Here is a 16090-nt window from a genome sequence, read left to right as displayed (position 1 = left end):
ATTCTGGCCGGAGCGGCCATTCTGCTAAGCCTCGCCATGGGCATGCGGCAGAGCTTTGGCCTGTTTCAGCCATCGATCCTTCACGACACCGCGATCACCACCGCAGACTTCTCGCTGGCGACCGCGTTGCAGAACGTGGTCTGGGGCGTTTCGCAGCCCATGGTCGGCGTGCTCGCCGATCGTTTTGGCGCGCGCTACGTGATGATCGCCGGGGTTCTGATCTATGCCGCCGGGCTGCTGGTCATGATGATTTCGACCTCGGCGCTGGTTTTCACCATCGGCTGCGGCCTTTGCATCGGCCTCGCATTGTCCTGCACGGCTTCCAGCATGACGATGACGGTGACATCGCGCACGGTATCGGCGGCCAAGCGCAGCGTCGCAATGGGTGCCGTGTCGGCGGCGGGATCGCTCGGCCTTGTGATCGCCTCGCCGCTCGCGCAAACCCTCATTACCACGGCGGGCTGGCAGGTTGCGCTGATCGGCTTTCTCGGTCTGGTCGCGGTGATGCTGCCGGCGGCAATCTTCGCCGGCCGCGCCGACAACATCGAAATCGAAACGTCCGACGATATCGAGCAGTCGATCGGCACGGTCGTGCAATCCGCGCTCGGCCATTCCGGCTTCGTCGTGATGTCGATCGCGTTTTTCGTTTGCGGGCTGCAACTGGTGTTCATCACCACGCACCTGCCGAATTATCTGTCGATATGCGGCCTCGATCCATCCCTGGGCGCCACGGCGCTGGCCATCATCGGGCTGTTCAACGTGATCGGCTCCTACGCCTTCGGCTGGCTCGGCGGACGCTATCCCAAGCAGGTGCTGCTGGGGGGCATTTACATCGTGCGCTCGCTGGCGATCGCCGCTTATTTCACCTTTCCGGCGACGCCCGCATCGACCATGGCGTTTGCCGCGGTGATGGGAACGCTGTGGCTCGGCGTGGTGCCGCTGGTCAACGGGCTGGTGGCGCAGCTGTTCGGGCTGCGCTTCATGGCGACCCTCACCGGGATCGCCTTCCTCAGTCATCAGGCGGGATCGTTCATGGGCGCATGGGGCGGCGGCCTGATCTATGACCGGCTCGGCAGCTACGACGCGGCCTGGAAGGCGGCGGTGTTGATCGGGTTGATCGCCGGCGCCTTCCAGATGCTGATGAATGTCCGTCCGCCGCAGCGCCGGGAAGCGATCGACAGCGCATTGCCAAACGCGGCTTGATCGGCGCCACATTGCTGTATTTAACGGCCGTGGAACCTTCTATAAGGGGTCCCGTTAAACCACCGTCTCCCATCATTCCCGGACATCCCCCATGACCTTCACGCTTCCCGACCTGCCCTATGCCCACGACGCCCTCGCGCCCCATATGTCCAAGGAAACCTTGGAATATCATCACGATAAGCATCATCAGGCTTACGTCACCAATGGCAACAACGCGATCAAGGGGACGGAATTCGAGGGCAAGTCTCTCGAGGAAATCGTGAAAGGCTCGTTCGGCAAGAACCCGGCGGTCTTCAACAACGCCGGCCAGCACTACAACCATCTGCATTTCTGGAACTGGATGAAGCCCAATGGCGGTGGCAGCAAGCTCCCCGCCAAGCTCGCCAAGAAGATCGACGAGGACCTCGGCGGGCTGGAGAAATTCAAGACCGATTTTGCCGCCGCCGGCGTCGGCCAGTTCGGCTCAGGCTGGGCCTGGCTGTCGGTGAAGAACGGCAAGCTCGAAATCTCCAAGACCCCGAACGGCGAAAATCCCCTGGTGCATGGCGCCACGCCGATCCTCGGCGTCGACGTATGGGAGCATTCCTATTACATCGACTACCGCAACCGCCGCCCGGATTACCTGAAGGCGTTTGTCGATCATCTGGTGAACTGGGAATACGTCGACCAGCTGCTCGCAAAGGCCTGATCGTTAGGCGGAAATTTGAGGGCGGTAGCTTCGGCTGCCGCCCTTTTCCGTTGTGCGGTCGATGCTTGATCCTTGCAGGGATTGAAGGCTTGCGGCTAAACCTACGCAGCCGGCCATCCGGTCCTGGCGATGCGGGTAGGCGATGAACTATCTTTTGGTCTTTATCGGCGGCGGTCTCGGTTCGACGCTTCGCCATATCATCAACGCGGTCAGCGCGCGCCATCTCGGAACGGCCTTTCCATACCACACCTTCATCATCAACATCACCGGCTCGACCGTGATGGGCCTGATCGCCGGCTATCTGGCGTTCAAGGGCGAGGCGTCGCAGCCATGGCGCCTGTTCCTGATGACCGGCGTTCTCGGCGGCTACACCACGTTCTCGGCGTACTCGCTGGATGCGGTCTTGCTTTATGAGCGTGGCGAGATCGGCCTTGCATCGTTCTACGTACTGGGATCGGTAGTGTTCTCGATCGCGGGCCTGTTCGCTGGACTTGTGCTGGTGCGGCACCTGGCGTGAACTTGCCAGACCCTCCCTTCAAAGACCGGGCGCCGGATACCGGCGACGCTACGGAGTCCGAGCCGCCTCCGCGACGCATCCGCAAGCCGGTCGGCTGGTCGACCATCTCGATTGCGCTGCTGGTCGCCATCAGCGCGGCGCTGGTCTGGCGGCGCGACGGCGCCGACGGCGTATGGGAAATTCTAAAGCATGACCTCGCGCTGTTCGGCGGCATCCTGCCGCGCGTGCTGGCCGGATGCCTGCTCGGCGCGTTCATCACCGAGATCCTGCCGCACGAGAAGGTATCGAGATCACTGGGGCCGAAATCCGGTTTGAAAGGACTGCTGATCGGCGCCGCGTTCGGCGCGATCCTGCCCGGCGGTCCCTTCACCGCTTATCCGGTGGCAAGCGCACTGCTGACCGTCGGCGCCGATTTCGGCGCGACCATCGCCATGGTGGTGAGCTGGACCTTGATCGGATACGGCCGCGCCGTCGCCTGGGAATTGCCGATCATGGGGACCGACTTCACGCTGTGGCGCATCGTGATCTCGCTGCCGCTGCCGATTCTCGCCGGCGCGCTCGGGCGTTTTGTTTATGTCCGGATCTATCCGAAGGGTGCGCCGTGAGCGCGCTGATCATCGACATCATTCTGTGGGGCTCGGTCGCTGCGCTGGGCTTCATGGTATGGCAGCGCGGCCGAGCCGTGCTGGTGTCGTCGGCGCGCGAAGGCACCATGGATTTCGTCAATATCGTGCCGCGCATCGCACTCGGTGTGATCGGCTCGGGATACATCGCCGCGATCATTCCGCCCGAGGTCATCACCGGCTGGCTCGGTCCGGACAGCGGCTGGTCGGGCGTACTGGCCGCCGTGATCGCAGGCGCTGCGACGCCGGGCGGACCGGTCGTCGGATTTTCGATCGGCGCGGTTGCCTTGAAGAGCGGCGGCGGCGCGCCGCAGGTGATCGCCTATGTGGTCGCCTGGGCGCTGTTCGCCTTCCAGCGCCTGATCCTGTGGGAAATTCCCTTTATGCCGGCACGATTTGTCTGGTTCCGCGCGGCGGTGTCGCTGCCGTTTCCGTTTTTGGCGGCGGCCATCGCCATGGTCATTGGGAGGCCATAGCTGCCACGCGCGCGGTGGACAGGCGTGATGTTATAATATAACATTTCGCGATGCCTGACCCTCATTCCTACGGCCATGGCCATGCGCATGGCCACGGACCGGCATCGCCGCATCCGCCGCAGGCGGCACCCTGGTCGATCCTGCGCATGACCCTTGTTTCGCGGCTTGGCGCGGCGCTGGCGGTCAGCGCCGGTCTGTGGGCCGTCGTGCTGCTGGCGATGAGGTGAGCATGGCCCTGCAATTCCGCGATGTCACGCTGGGCTACGACCGGCATCCGGCCGTGCATCATCTAAGCGGCGAGATCGTGCCGGGCGCGTTGATCGCCATCGTCGGCCCGAACGGCGCCGGCAAGTCGACGCTGTTTCGCGGCATCGTCGGAATTCTCAAGCCGCTCGCGGGCTCGATCGGCTTGAGCGGTCTCGACGCGCGCGACATCGCCTACCTGCCGCAGACGGTGGACATCGACCGCAGCTTTCCAATCTCGGTGTTCGATTTCGTCGGCACCGGCCTTTGGCGCAGCACCGGCCTGTTCGGCGGCATGGGCAAGGGTGCGCGGGACAGAATCGCGCAGGCGCTTGCGGCGGTCGGCCTTAATGGTTTTGAGAACCGCAGCATCGGCACGCTGTCGGGCGGCCAGATGCAGCGCATGCTGTTCGCGCGGGTGCTGCTGCAGAACGCGCGCGTGATCGTGCTGGACGAGCCGTTCAACGCCATCGACGCCAAGACCTCGGCCGACCTGCTGGCGCTGGTGCGGCGCTGGCACAGCGAAAAGCGCACGGTGCTGGCGGCGCTGCATGACATGGATCTGGTGCGCGCCAATTTTCCCGACACCCTGCTGCTGGCGCGCACGCCGGTGGCATGGGGCGCGACCGCGCAGGTATTGACCGCGGAGAATCTGCTCGAAGCGCGGCGGATGTGCGAGGCCTTCGACGACAGCGCCGCCGCCTGCGCCGTGGACGCAATGCCCTCGCAGGCCGCGTAATGGCGGCGATTTACGACGCGCTGATCGCGCCCTTCACTGAATTCGAATTCATGCGCCGGGCGCTGGCCGGCGTGATCGCGCTGGCGCTGGGCGGCGCGCCGATCGGCGTGTTCTTGATGCTGCGGCGGATGAGCCTGGTCGGCGATGCCATGGCGCATGCGATCCTGCCGGGTGCGGCGATCGGATTTCTGCTGTCGGGCCTCAATCTGTTGGCGATGACATTGGGCGGATTGATCGCAGGTTTTACGGTGGCGATTCTCGCGGGCGTCGTCGCGCGCACCACCGAATTGAAAGAAGACGCCTCGCTGGCGGCGTTCTATCTGGTGTCGCTGGCGCTGGGCGTCACCATCGTCTCGATCAAGGGCACCAACATCGATTTGCTGCACGTGCTGTTCGGCAACATCCTGGCAATGGACGACCAGACCCTGCTGGTGATCGCTTTCAACGCCACCATCACGCTGATCGTGCTGGCGGTGATCTATCGCCCGCTGGTGATCGAATGCGTCGATCCGGTGTTTTTGCGCACCGTGAGCCGCGCCGGCGCTCCCGCGCATCTGGCGTTTCTCGCGCTCGTCGTGATCAACCTGGTCAACGGCTTTCACGCGCTCGGCACGTTGCTCGCGGTGGGGCTGATGATCCTGCCGGCCGGCATCGCGCGGTTCTGGTCGCGCGACATCACCGGCATGATCAGCATCGCGGTCGCAAGCGCGATCGTTTCGGGATATGCGGGACTGGTGCTGTCGTTTCAGACCAAGGTGCCGTCGGGACCGGCGATCATCCTGGTAGCTGCTGTGCTGTACGTTTTTTCGGTCTTGTTCGGCAACGTCAGCGGCTTGGTGCGCATGATGTTTCCAGGTAAACATCTGGAGGCATGACTGCGACGAACCAGTGGCGCTTTTGTGTTGCGGCACTCTGCGTGGTCGCCGCGGCCGTCATGACGGTCATCCCCTCGCGCGCGCAGGAAAAAATCAATGTCGTCGCGAGTTTCTCGATTCTCGGCGATTTCGCGAACAATGTCGGCGGCGATCGGGTCAACATCACAACGCTGGTCGGACCCGACAGCGACGTGCACGTCTACACACCGGCGCCGACAGACGCGAAAAAGATCGCGGATGCAAAGCTGGTCATCATCAACGGCCTCGGCCTCGAAGGCTGGCTGCCGCGGCTGGTGCAATCGTCCGGCGGCAAAGCCGCGACCGTCACGGCGACCAACGGCATCGCGCCGCGCAAGCTCGGCTCCGATGCCGATCCGCATGCATGGCAGTCGGTCGCGAACGCCAGGATCTATGTCGCCAATATCCGCGATGCGTTGATCGCCGCCGATCAGGCTGGTGCGCCGACGTATCGCGCCAATGCGGACACGTATCTGGCGAAACTCGATGCGCTGGATCGCGAGGTGCGCGATGCGGTGGCGCAAATCCCGGAGCCGCGGCGCAAGGTGATTTCCAGCCACGATGCCTTCGGCTATTTCGCCGCCGCCTACGGCATCGCCTTCATCGCGCCGCAGGGCGTATCCACCGAATCCGAGCCGAGCGCACGCGATATCGCGGCTATTATCACGCAGATCAGGCGCGCGAAAATTCCGGCGGTTTTTCTGGAAAACATCAGCGACCCGCGGCTGATGCGCCGGATATCGGCCGAAACCGGCGCGAGGATCGGTGGAACGCTGGTTTCCGACAGCCTGACGGCCGAAAACGGCAACGCCCCCACTTACATTGACATGGTCAGGCACAATATAAGGGCCCTGACCAGTGCGCTGAATTAACTTGCGCTCGCCCCGCGTCATCCTGAGCAGCCCGCCGCAGGCGGGCGTCTCGAAGGATGGCCACGATTCCCGTCTCATCCTTCGAGACGCGCGCAAGAGCGCGCTGCTCAGGATGACGTATCGCTTGGAGTGCCTACCGAATGCCGTCTCCTGCTTCTGAGAAAATTCCCGTGACCGTGCTGACCGGCTATCTCGGCGCCGGCAAGACCACGCTGCTCAACCGCATCCTGTCGGAAAACCACGGCAAGAAATACGCCGTGATCGTCAACGAATTCGGCGAGATCGGCATCGACAACGATTTGATCATCGGCGCGGATGAAGAAGTGTTCGAGATGAACAATGGCTGCGTCTGCTGCACGGTGCGCGGCGACCTCGTGCGGATTCTCGACGGGCTGATGAAGCGCAAGGGCAAGTTCGACGCCATCATCGTCGAGACCACCGGCCTTGCCGACCCCGCGCCGGTGGCGCAGACGTTTTTCGTCGACGAGGACGTGCAGAAGAATGCGCGGCTGGATGCGGTAGTGACGGTGGCGGACGCCAAATGGCTCAGCGACCGCTTGAAGGACGCGCCGGAAGCCAAGAACCAGATCGCGTTCGCCGACGTCATCGTGCTCAACAAGACCGATCTCGTCTCCAAGGCGGAGCTTGCGGAGGTTGAGGCGCGGATTCGCGGCATCAATCCGTATGCAAAGCTGCATCGCACCGAACGCTGCCAGGTCGCGCTGTCGGACGTGCTGGAGCGCGGCGCGTTCGATCTCGATCGCATCCTCGAGATCGAGCCGGAATTTCTCGACGCGGGCGACGGACACGATCATGGCCATCATCACGATCACGACCACCATCACGATCACGATCATGCCCATAGCCATGGCGGGTTGAAGCACTATCACGACGAGGAGATGCAATCGCTGTCGCTGCGCTCGGAGAAACCGCTGGACGCCACCAAATTCATGCCATGGCTGCAGCAGCTCGTCGCCAGCGAGGGCCAGAAGATCTTGCGCTCCAAGGGCATTCTCGCCTTCACCGGCGACAATGATCGCTACGTGTTTCAGGGCGTGCACATGATGCTGGAAGGCGATCATCAGCGCGCCTGGAAAGACGGCGAGCCGCGCGAGAGCCGTCTCGTCTTCATCGGCCGTGAACTTCCCGAGCAGACCATCCGCGACGGGTTTGAGAACTGCATCGTCACGTGATGAAAGAGTTCGATCCGTCCGATAAGTCCGCCTCCATCGTCTCGGTCACCGACAAGGTACGGCCGGTCGCGATCGGCGCGCCCGTCATCGCGGTGCATTTCCTCGGCGACAAGGCGGCCTTTGTCGGCGCCGAGGAGAACGTCGCGCTGGTGAACGGCGCGGGCGACATCTCGCGCGTCGCGGTGCACGGCGGCGGCGTCCTGTGCGTGGCCTGCGATGGCGAGCGCATCGTGATGGGCGGCGATGACGGCAAGGTGGTGTCCCTCGATGCCGAAGGCGTACTGAAGACGCTCGCCACCGACCCAAAACGGCGCTGGATCGACAATGTCGCGCTGCATCCCGACGGCGCGGTGGCATGGTCGGCCGGCAAGGTCGCCACCGTGCGCAGCGCCAAGGGCGAGGAAAAGCCCTTCGAAGTGCCGTCGACCGTCGGCGGGCTGGCGTTCGCGCCGAAGGGGACGCGGCTCGCGATCGCGCATTACAACGGCGTCACGCTGTGGTTTCCCAACATGGCGGGCAGCGCGCAATTTCTCGAATGGGCGGGCTCGCATCTCGGCGTGGTGTTCAGCCCCGACAACAAGTTTCTGGTCACCTCCATGCACGAGCCGGCGCTGCACGGCTGGCGGCTGGCCGATAACCGGCACATGCGCATGACCGGCTATCCCGGCCGCGTCCGCTCGCTGTCCTGGAGCGCCGGCGGCAAATCGCTTGCCACCTCCGGCGCCGACACCGTGATCCTGTGGCCGTTCGCCAGCAAGGACGGCCCGATGGGCAAGCAGCCGGCAATGCTGGCGCCGCTGCAGGCCCGCGTCACCCAGGTCGCCTGCCACCCGAAGCAGGACATTTTTGCGGCCGGCTACAGCGACGGCACCATCCTGATGGTGCGGATCAACGACGGCGCCGAAATCCTGGTGCGCAGGAACGGCGGCGAGCCGGTGTCGGCGCTGGCGTGGAATGGCAAGGGCACGATGCTGGCATTTGCGGCGGAGGATGGCGAGGCGGGACTGCTGGAGCTTTGAGGCGCCTTGACCGGAGCCGCTTCGAAAATCGCTTGAGCCGTTCGCTGGCAAGATCAAGGCCGCGTTCGTATACGGCTCGGTGGCAAAGGGCACGGATACGCACGCAGCGATATCGATCTCATGGTGGTCGGAAACGCGTCGAACTACTCCGAGCTCTCTACACCTATATCGGCAAGGCGTTCGACGATCCCCCAACACGATGCATGCTGCTCTCGAGTGAACAAGATGAGCTTCACCACGAACAACGTCGAGAACTTCTTTGGGTGTTCAAGCGCGAGATGCGCGTACCTATACGGTTGCGGCGAACAGCACTTGCAGCGCTATCTCACGGAATTTCAGTCCCGCTACAATCGCTCCGGCCTTAGGTTAGCGTGCGGAAGGATGGCGAAAGCGCTCAAGGTTATCGAGGACAAGCGCTTGACGTACCGGCCGACTGATTAAGGTCAGAAACAAGGATTAGGCCGCTAAGCGCTTTCGGGCACGGCGAAAAACGTCATTGCTTGGATGGTTCGGACGCCTGAGGTATCTGGGGCGTAGGCATTAAAATGATCTGAGGCGGTTGCTGCTTGGAGGCAGTAATCGCCTCTGACAGAGTTTTGGTCAGGTCGCGAATATCCGCGCCCACTTTCGCCGGCAGTTCATTGACGCGAGCATTTAATTGATTGAGTTGGTTCATCCCAAAAAAACCAAAACCAATCAAAACAGTGAGAACAAGCCCAACGGCGCCAAGCAGGATAGTTTGATTGTGCCGCAACCCGTCCATAGCTCCTTCGAGCTTGCTAACTCTATCGTTGGGCATTTCCGGTGGTCCTTCTCCTCTTCCGCCGGGAGGAGTAGAGCGCTCTTTTCTTCGCGCCTCCTCAAGCATCTGAGCTAGACGTTTTTGCATGAAATCATCGTTGGTCATTGTGATTTCTTGCCGGTGTTAGTATCCATAACAGCCTGGAGAGACTTGCTCGTATCTTTCAATTTTTTTGAAATTTCCTCGTTATCTTCTTTGCTTAGATTTCCGGGAGTCCATAGCGCAACGAGGGTTCCGTAGAGATCAACAAGATTGGTGAGAAGCGCTTGGTTAATTGCCTCAAGCTTCCCGATTCTCTTTTTTAATTCTTCATCTGTCATGGCTAGGATTTTCTTCGCGCCGTTTTTTTCGTGACGGCCTTTGCCCGTCACGAAGTTTTATTTCGTAGCGCGGCTTGCACTTCACGCACGAGCGCACTCATCAGGCTCCTTTTTTTGAGAGTCTTACACTGCTCTCACGAACGCTTCGTTAGAAGCATCAATAGCAAGGAGCGTTGGCGTTCTCCTAATACAGGAAGATGGAACCCAGTCGCAAGGTAGAGTTTTGGGCGGCGTAGCCGATATTGCGCCGACGACCCAACCAGGGATTAGTCCCTTTTCTAACCTTTGGAACCTTGTGTTCCCCCGCCCGTTGAATCCCTGAACAAAATCAGGGTGAAGCCATGACTCCCGAGGACAGGAAACGCTCATATCGAAGGGATATGCTGCTCGCGAGCGTGATGGTGGTCGCAGGCGGGGCTATGTTCGGCATTTCCGGCGCCCAGCTTCTGACCGTGCGCCACCAGCAGATGGCGCAGGCGACGCAGCCACTGCAGTCCACGCCGGGCGCGGAGACCAAGCCGTCCGCGCCCGCCGAGCCGTCGACGACCGGCACGCGGCCTGGCGCCGTTCCGCCGGAGCCCGCGCGCCCGGATGCGGATGCGCAGAAGGCCGGCGTCACGCCGGCCCTGCCGCCGGCTCCGGCAGAGAAGACCGCCGCGCCGATTAAGGAAAGATAGACATCCGTCGCTAGAACCAGCTTGGGATTCCAGCAAATTCGCGATAGCGCGAATTGCCGCCTTCGCGCTATGATTGTCTTGATTTCCAAGGCCTATTGTTCAAACCTTGCGGGGCGGGCAGAGGGCGGGAAATGTCTGAGACGGTTGCTCGATGGCATCAGGCAATGGTTGGGTGGATGGCGCGTGCCATCATCGGCGCGGCCGTGGTGCTGGTGTCGATCATGTGCCTGGCGGCGAACACAGCCGAGCCGCGAAAACCTAACGGCGAGTCCTTCTACAAAGGCCATCGGTTGACGATATTTCTGGACGAGGCGACACGTCGGGCCTCAATCCGCCTCGACGGTCGCGAGATCCTGGCCAAGGCGGACATAGCCCAAATCGGCCAGATCACCACGGCCGAGCTCGCGACCTCAGTCCTTTTTTACCTGCATATCAAAACCGTTGCCGGCTGTGGCTCTTATGTGTTTGTCCAGATCTCCCTGCCTGCCGATGCAGGAAAGAACGCGGTGCTGTCCGATTTCGGAGCCTGCAACGACCGGCTCACCTTGTCGCTACAGCGCCGGCCGACGTGGACAACCTGGTATGCTATCGCATATCGCGATGACCGCGCCACTGCGCGGGTTGCGTTCAGCAAGGACGAAAGGCTGTCGACCCGGGATGTCAAGGCACGGCCCTGTCTGTTCGCACCGACGTCAAAAGACGAATGTCACCAGGCAATGATTGCAGAGGCTATCGGTTCCGGCAACCTCGGACTGCCGACCGGCGCCGGCGCCTTCGCGGACCAGAAGATCGTAACCTTTCTCAATCTTTCGACCGGCAAGGCGACCCTGCAACTGAACGGCCGCGTGTTCCGGACTTTCGAAAATGCCAAGGATTTCTACCTCGCCAATGTCAACGGCGACGGCCAGTTCGGGCTATTCATATTCTTCCTCAAACAAGCCACCGGCTGCAGCATGCGCCCGCTAATCTTCTTTGCGGGACAAGCGAGCCAGCCGGAGGTCATCACCGACTTTGCGCCCTGCACGGACGAGATGGTGCGGCAGACGCACAAGAAGAAGGACAACACCATTCGATCATGGTCCGGGATCGCGTTTCATCCCGGCGAGAGGCTCGGTTACACGGTGTCGGTGACCGATAACAAGCTTTCGATGGGCACCACCACGCTTCCCGCCTGCATCCTGGACACAGACAAGGCCCGGATCAGCAGGTGCGCGCTCGATGCGTTGGGCGCGCCGCCGCCCTCGACACAACCGCCACAGATTCGGGAGATTCCGACGCCGCCGCCGCCCTCGCGCGCGTCACCCCCGACGCCGGGCACGTTAGGCATTTAGAGCCGTAGGGCGCAACAGCGAAGCGTAGCGCTGCGTCTCCGGCAGTGTGGCGGATTATGCTTCACCGTCGCATCTAGACAAAAGGCTCGATAAAAGTCTATACAAATCTATATTTGGATATGGAGTTCGACTGGAATCCGGCCAAGTGCAGAAGAATATCGCCGACCGCGGTAGATTTCGCCGATGTGTTGGTCGGCTTTATCGATCCTGCCAGGAAGGTGGTCAGGGATGACCGGAAGGACTACGGCGAGGTTCGCTACAACATGCTCGCCAAAGTCAACGGACGTGTCTTCCACATCACCTTTACCGAACGTGGCGAGATTCTCCGGATAATTTCTGCGCGAAAAGCCAACCAACGGGAGCAGCGGCGCTATGAACAAGGCTAAACCACGCGCCGTGCTGGTCGACGGCCGGCCCTACCAAAAGAAAGCGGATGGCACCTTGGTGCCGCTGAAGGGCAAGACGGACTGGAAGCGTCTCGATCGGCAGACTGCGGTCCAGACGGACGCCATCGCCATGAAGGATCGCGACGGTCGTCCCATGACCGATGCGGAATGGGCCATCGCCGAGGTTATTCATCCCCGGAAGGTGGCGGTCGGCATCAAGCTCGATAACGACGTTCTTGGCTGGTTCAAGTCGCAAGGCAAAGGTTATCAGACGCGTATCAATACCGTCTTGCGGCGCTATTACGAAGCGCATCGCAAGGCGGGATAGTAGCTTCGTAGCCCGGATGAGCGTAGCGATATCCGGGATTCTTGTCGCGCGGAGGGGGTGGTCCCGCATGTCGCTGCGCTCATGCGGGCTACAGGCGACGGTGGATTCACCGCACCAGCACGTTCCTGAACTGCCAGGGATCGCTCGTATCGATATCCTCCGGAAACAATCCCGGCCGATCCGTCAGCGGCGTCCAGTCGGTGTAAAACCCCTTCACCGGGCCGAGATACGGCCGCTGGATTTCCAGGCAGCGCCCAAAATCCATCTCGTCGGCTTCGACGATGCCTTCGTTGGGGTTTTCCAGCGCCCACACCATGCCGGCCAGCACGGCGGAGGACACCTGCATGCCGGTGGCGTTCTGGTAGGGCGCGATCTGCCGGGTTTCCTCGATGGAAAGCTGCGAGCCGTACCAGTAGGCGTTTTTGGCGTGGCCGTAGATCAGCACGCCGAGCTCGTCGATGCCGTCCTCGATCTCGTTCTCATCCAGAATGTGCCAACTCGGCTGCATCCGCCCCGTCGCGCCGAACATCTCGTGCAGCGACAGCACGGCGTCGTTGGCCGGGTGATAGGCGTAATGGCAGGTCGGGCGATAGATCACGTTCTGGCCGTCGCGCACGGTGAAATAATCCGCGATCGAGATCGACTCGTTGTGGGTGACGAGGAAGCCGTATTGCGCTCCCGGGGTCGGGCACCAGGAGCGCACGCGGGTGTTGGCGCCGGGCTGCAGCAGATAGATCGCGGCGCCGCAGCCGTGCTCGTGGGTGCGGCCGTTGTCCGGCATCCATTTTTCGTGGGTGCCCCAGCCGAGCTCGGCCGGCTGCATGCCCTCGGACACAAAACCTTCCACCGACCAGGTGTTGACGAACACGTTCATCGGCTTCGGCTTCTTGGAGCGCTGGGTGTCGCGCTCGGCGATGTGGATGCCCTTGACGCCGAGTTTTTGGGCGAGCTGGGCCCAGCCCTCGCGGCTCTTCGGCTCGTTGAATTCGGTGTTGGTATCGCGGGCGATGTCGAGCAGCGCCTGCTTGACGAACCACGACACCATGCCCGGATTGGCGCCGCAGGTGGAGACCGCGGTCGGCCCGCCCGGGCTCTTGTGTTTTGCCGCGAGCAGGGTTTCGCGCAGCGCGTAGTTGGAGCGTTTCTCGGGGCCGGCGCTCTTGTCGAAATAGAAGCCGAGCCACGGCTCGACCACGGTGTCGATATAGAGCGCGCCGATCTCGCGGCACAGCGACATGATGTCGACCGAGGAGGTGTCCACCGACAGGTTGACGCAGAATCCCTGGCCGCCGCCTTCGGTGAGCAGCGGCACCAGCACCTCGCGGTAATTGTCTTTGGTGATCGCCTGTTTGATGAAGCGCACGCCATGCCGTTTGGCGATCTCGCCGTCCTCATGCGGATCGACGATGACCATGCGCGACTTGTCGTAGTCGAAATGCCGCTCGATCAGCGGCAGCGTGCCTTTGCCGATCGAGCCGAAGCCGATCATCACGATGGGGCCGGAAATCTTTGCATGGATTTGCGTGGAGGGGGTGGTCATGCGTCAATCTCCGAAAAACGACAGGCAAACAGGGGTCCAGCCGCGCGGGCCGCGTGGCTTCAAGACTATACTTGACGGGCTAAATCAAGCCGCGCGTGACGCGCTTCCACTTTCTCTGCCGTCATCCTGAGGTGCTCGCCGCGTAGCGGCGAGCCTCGAAGGATCAGCAGCGGGCAGTGCTTGCGGCCATCCTTCGAGGGCCGCGCAAGAGCGCGGCCACCTCAGGATGACGGTTGAGGTTGTTTTGGTGGACAGGGGCCATCGGCCCCGTGGGCACGATCAGCCCGCAGGCGTCGTCGAGCGCGCCATCGCGCAGTTCGAGGCCAAGCAGCCGCTCGCGCTCGAACGGGCCGGGCAGGGACAGGTTGCCGGTCTTGAGCACCGAGAAGCCGAAGCGCTCATAATAGGCCGCGTCGCCGAGCAGGATCACGGCGCCATGGCCGCGCGCTTTGGCGGCTGACAGGGCATGGCTCATCAGCGCGGCGCCGACACCGAGCCTGCGGCAAGACGGATCGACCGCGATCGGGCCGAGCATCAGCGCAGGCTTGCCCCCGGCGCTGACGTGCCACAACCGCACGGTCCCGACCAGCCGTCCCCGGCGCACGACCGACAGGGCAAGGCCTTCGGCGGGCGCGCGTCCGTCGCGCAGCCGCTGGCAGGTGCGGGCATGGCGGTTGGCGCCGAAGCAGGCATCCAGCAGCGCTTCGCGCGCAGCAACGTCCGAGGCGCACTCGCCGCGGATCGCGAACGGAGCGGCCTCGGAGTTGAGGGCAACGGTGGTCTTCCGCAAAGCAGTCATGGCACGTCAGTCCTTGCACGTACTTTCAATCGTCATTGCCGGGCTTGACCCGGCAATCCATTCTTCTTCAACGACTCTTCTCGAAGATGGATGGATACGCGGGTCAAGCCCGCGTATGACGCCGTGGTGGTGGCGGCCCCTCACCCGCTCGCTTCGCTCGCGACCTCTCCCCTCCGGGGAGAGGTGAAGGCGCGCATTGCTCACCTCTCCCTGCAAGGGAGAGGTCGGCACGCCGCGTCAGCGGCGTGCCGGGTGAGGGTCCTCGGAGATTCAGATGTGGTACGTCTTCAGCGGCGGGATGCCGTTGAAGGCGACCGACGAGTAGGTCGAGGTATACGCCCCGGTGCCCTCGATCAGCAGCTTGTCGCCGATCTCCAGCGTGACCGGCAGCGGGTACGGCGCCTTCTCGTACAAGACGTCGGCCGAATCGCAGGTCGGCCCGGCGAGAATGCACGGGGCCATCTCCGCGCCGTCATGCGGGGTTTTGATCGCATAACGGATCGACTCGTCCATGGTCTCGGCGAGACCGCCGAACTTGCCGATGTCCAGGTACACCCAGCGCGCATCGTCCTCGTCGCTCTTCTTCGAGATCAGAACGACTTCGGTCTCGATGATGCCGGCGTTGCCGACCATGCCGCGGCCCGGCTCGATGATGGTCTCCGGGATCTGGTTGCCGAAATGCCTGCGCAGCGCGCGGAAGATCGACCGGCCGTACTGCACGACCGGAGGAACATCCTTCAGGTACCGCGTCGGGAACCCGCCGCCCATGTTGACCATGGTGAGGTTGATGCCGCGCTCCGCGCAGTCGCGGAACACGCTCGACGCCATCGCCAGCGCGCGGTCCCACGCCTTCACCTTGCGCTGCTGGGAACCTACATGGAACGAGATGCCGCATGGCTCGAGACCGAGACGCTTGGCGAGGTCGAGCACGTCGACCGCCATCTCCGGATCGCAGCCGAACTTTCGCGACAGCGGCCACTCGGCGCCGGCGCAGTCATAGAGAATGCGGCAGAACACCTTCGCGCCGGGGGCGGCGCGGGCGATCTTCTCGACCTCGGCCGAGCAATCGACCGCGAACAGCCGGATGCCGAGCGCGAACGCGCGCGCGATATCCCGCTCTTTCTTGATGGTGTTGCCATAGGAGACGCGGTCGGGGGTGGCACCCGCGGCCAGCGCCATCTGGATCTCGGCCACGCCAGCGCAGTCGAAGCACGAGCCCATCGAGGCCAGCAGCGACAGCACCTCCGGCGCCGGGTTTGCCTTCACCGCGTAGAACACGCGGCTATCCGGCAACGCCTTCGCAAAGGTCTGAAAATTGTCGCGCACGACTTCGAGGTCGACCACGAGGCACGGCTCGGTGTCGTTGCCTTCCATGCGGCGGTTGCGCAGGAATTCCTGGATACGGTCGGTCATAGGTAGCACCTCCCAAACGGCCTTTGCG

Annotated in this window: 20 protein-coding genes; 15 read left to right on the top strand and 5 right to left on the bottom strand. The window is 62.6% G+C overall.

Features of this window, described 5'->3' with window-relative positions:
- The 11 genes from VGP39_RS05780 to VGP39_RS05730 all read left to right on the top strand — a co-directional run.
- On the top strand, positions 1–1203 hold a 1203-nt coding region (locus tag VGP39_RS05780), incomplete at its 5' end, for an MFS transporter (protein WP_327567145.1).
- 91 nt (positions 1204–1294) lie between these two features.
- On the top strand, positions 1295–1891 hold the full coding sequence (locus tag VGP39_RS05775; RefSeq protein WP_327567144.1) for a superoxide dismutase: 597 nt from the start codon (positions 1295–1297) through the stop codon (positions 1889–1891).
- 142 nt (positions 1892–2033) lie between these two features.
- The gene (gene crcB / locus VGP39_RS05770) at positions 2034–2408 is read left to right on the top strand and encodes a fluoride efflux transporter CrcB (protein ID WP_327567143.1); all 375 of its coding nucleotides are present in this window, start codon (positions 2034–2036) and stop codon (positions 2406–2408) included.
- A 2-nt stretch (positions 2409–2410) separates the two neighbouring features.
- Entirely contained in the window at positions 2411–3013 is a 603-nt protein-coding gene (locus tag VGP39_RS05765; RefSeq protein WP_414644574.1) for a permease, read from the top strand.
- A gap of 53 nt (positions 3014–3066) precedes the next feature.
- Positions 3067–3507 (top strand): hypothetical protein, encoded by a 441-nt coding sequence (locus VGP39_RS05760; RefSeq protein WP_327567149.1) that lies wholly within the window; start codon positions 3067–3069, stop codon positions 3505–3507.
- Positions 3508–3557: 50 nt separating this feature from the next.
- Positions 3558–3734 carry a hypothetical protein gene (locus tag VGP39_RS05755; protein ID WP_327567141.1) on the top strand — a complete coding sequence of 59 codons (177 nt, stop codon included), beginning with the start codon at positions 3558–3560 and terminating at the stop codon, positions 3732–3734.
- On the top strand, positions 3731–4489 hold the full coding sequence (locus VGP39_RS05750) for an ABC transporter ATP-binding protein (protein ID WP_327567140.1): 759 nt from the start codon (positions 3731–3733) through the stop codon (positions 4487–4489). The genes VGP39_RS05755 and VGP39_RS05750 overlap by 4 nt, the downstream gene beginning before the upstream one ends.
- Positions 4489–5364 (top strand): metal ABC transporter permease, encoded by an 876-nt coding sequence (locus VGP39_RS05745; RefSeq protein WP_327567139.1) that lies wholly within the window; start codon positions 4489–4491, stop codon positions 5362–5364. Before VGP39_RS05750 ends, VGP39_RS05745 begins: the two co-directional genes overlap by 1 nt.
- A 59-nt stretch (positions 5365–5423) precedes the next feature.
- A complete protein-coding gene (locus VGP39_RS05740) occupies positions 5424–6254 on the top strand; it encodes a metal ABC transporter substrate-binding protein (protein WP_327567148.1) in 831 nt (276 codons plus the stop codon).
- Between the two features lie 140 nt (positions 6255–6394).
- Positions 6395–7447 (top strand): GTP-binding protein, encoded by a 1053-nt coding sequence (locus tag VGP39_RS05735; protein ID WP_327567138.1) that lies wholly within the window; start codon positions 6395–6397, stop codon positions 7445–7447.
- The gene (locus VGP39_RS05730; RefSeq protein ID WP_327567147.1) at positions 7447–8466 is read left to right on the top strand and encodes a WD40 repeat domain-containing protein; all 1020 of its coding nucleotides are present in this window, start codon (positions 7447–7449) and stop codon (positions 8464–8466) included. The genes VGP39_RS05735 and VGP39_RS05730 overlap by 1 nt, the downstream gene beginning before the upstream one ends.
- 493 nt (positions 8467–8959) lie before the next feature.
- On the opposite strand, the gene VGP39_RS05720 is transcribed toward VGP39_RS05730, so the two are convergent.
- Complete coding sequence (locus VGP39_RS05720; RefSeq protein WP_327567137.1) at positions 8960–9373, bottom strand: hypothetical protein; 414 nt, start codon at positions 9371–9373, stop codon at positions 8960–8962.
- Positions 9370–9639, bottom strand: coding sequence for a hypothetical protein (locus VGP39_RS05715; RefSeq protein WP_327567136.1), 270 nt, complete (start codon positions 9637–9639; stop codon positions 9370–9372). Before VGP39_RS05715 ends, VGP39_RS05720 begins: the two co-directional genes overlap by 4 nt.
- Positions 9640–9929: 290 nt before the next feature.
- On the opposite strand from VGP39_RS05715, the gene VGP39_RS05710 reads away from it, so the two are divergent.
- The 4 genes from VGP39_RS05710 (at position 9930) to VGP39_RS05695 (ending at position 12310) form a co-directional block, all read left to right on the top strand.
- Entirely contained in the window at positions 9930–10265 is a 336-nt protein-coding gene (locus tag VGP39_RS05710) for a hypothetical protein (RefSeq protein WP_327567135.1), read from the top strand.
- Between the two features lie 176 nt (positions 10266–10441).
- On the top strand, positions 10442–11596 hold the full coding sequence (locus VGP39_RS05705) for a hypothetical protein (protein WP_327567134.1): 1155 nt from the start codon (positions 10442–10444) through the stop codon (positions 11594–11596).
- A gap of 119 nt (positions 11597–11715) precedes the next feature.
- Positions 11716–11982, top strand: coding sequence for a BrnT family toxin (locus VGP39_RS05700; RefSeq protein ID WP_327567133.1), 267 nt, complete (start codon positions 11716–11718; stop codon positions 11980–11982).
- Complete coding sequence (locus VGP39_RS05695; protein WP_327567132.1) at positions 11969–12310, top strand: BrnA antitoxin family protein; 342 nt, start codon at positions 11969–11971, stop codon at positions 12308–12310. Before VGP39_RS05700 ends, VGP39_RS05695 begins: the two co-directional genes overlap by 14 nt.
- Before the next feature lie 106 nt (positions 12311–12416).
- Here VGP39_RS05695 and VGP39_RS05690 read toward each other — a convergent pair whose 3' ends face one another.
- The 3 genes from VGP39_RS05690 to VGP39_RS05680 form a co-directional block, all read right to left on the bottom strand.
- Complete coding sequence (locus tag VGP39_RS05690) at positions 12417–13850, bottom strand: homospermidine synthase (protein ID WP_327567131.1); 1434 nt, start codon at positions 13848–13850, stop codon at positions 12417–12419.
- Positions 13851–14013: 163 nt separating this feature from the next.
- Positions 14014–14649: an N-acetyltransferase gene (locus tag VGP39_RS05685; RefSeq protein WP_327567130.1), complete on the bottom strand. Its 636-nt coding sequence runs from the start codon at positions 14647–14649 to the stop codon at positions 14014–14016.
- 270 nt (positions 14650–14919) lie between these two features.
- Positions 14920–16062: a type III PLP-dependent enzyme gene (locus VGP39_RS05680; RefSeq protein ID WP_327567146.1), complete on the bottom strand. Its 1143-nt coding sequence runs from the start codon at positions 16060–16062 to the stop codon at positions 14920–14922.
- Positions 16063–16090: the final 28 nt, after the last annotated feature.

Source organism: Bradyrhizobium sp. (genome assembly GCF_036009065.1).
Taxonomy (GTDB): Bacteria; Pseudomonadota; Alphaproteobacteria; order Rhizobiales; family Xanthobacteraceae; genus Bradyrhizobium.
The sequence above is the reverse complement of the archived record's forward strand: the minus strand, read 5'-3'. Positions and strand labels throughout refer to the sequence as shown.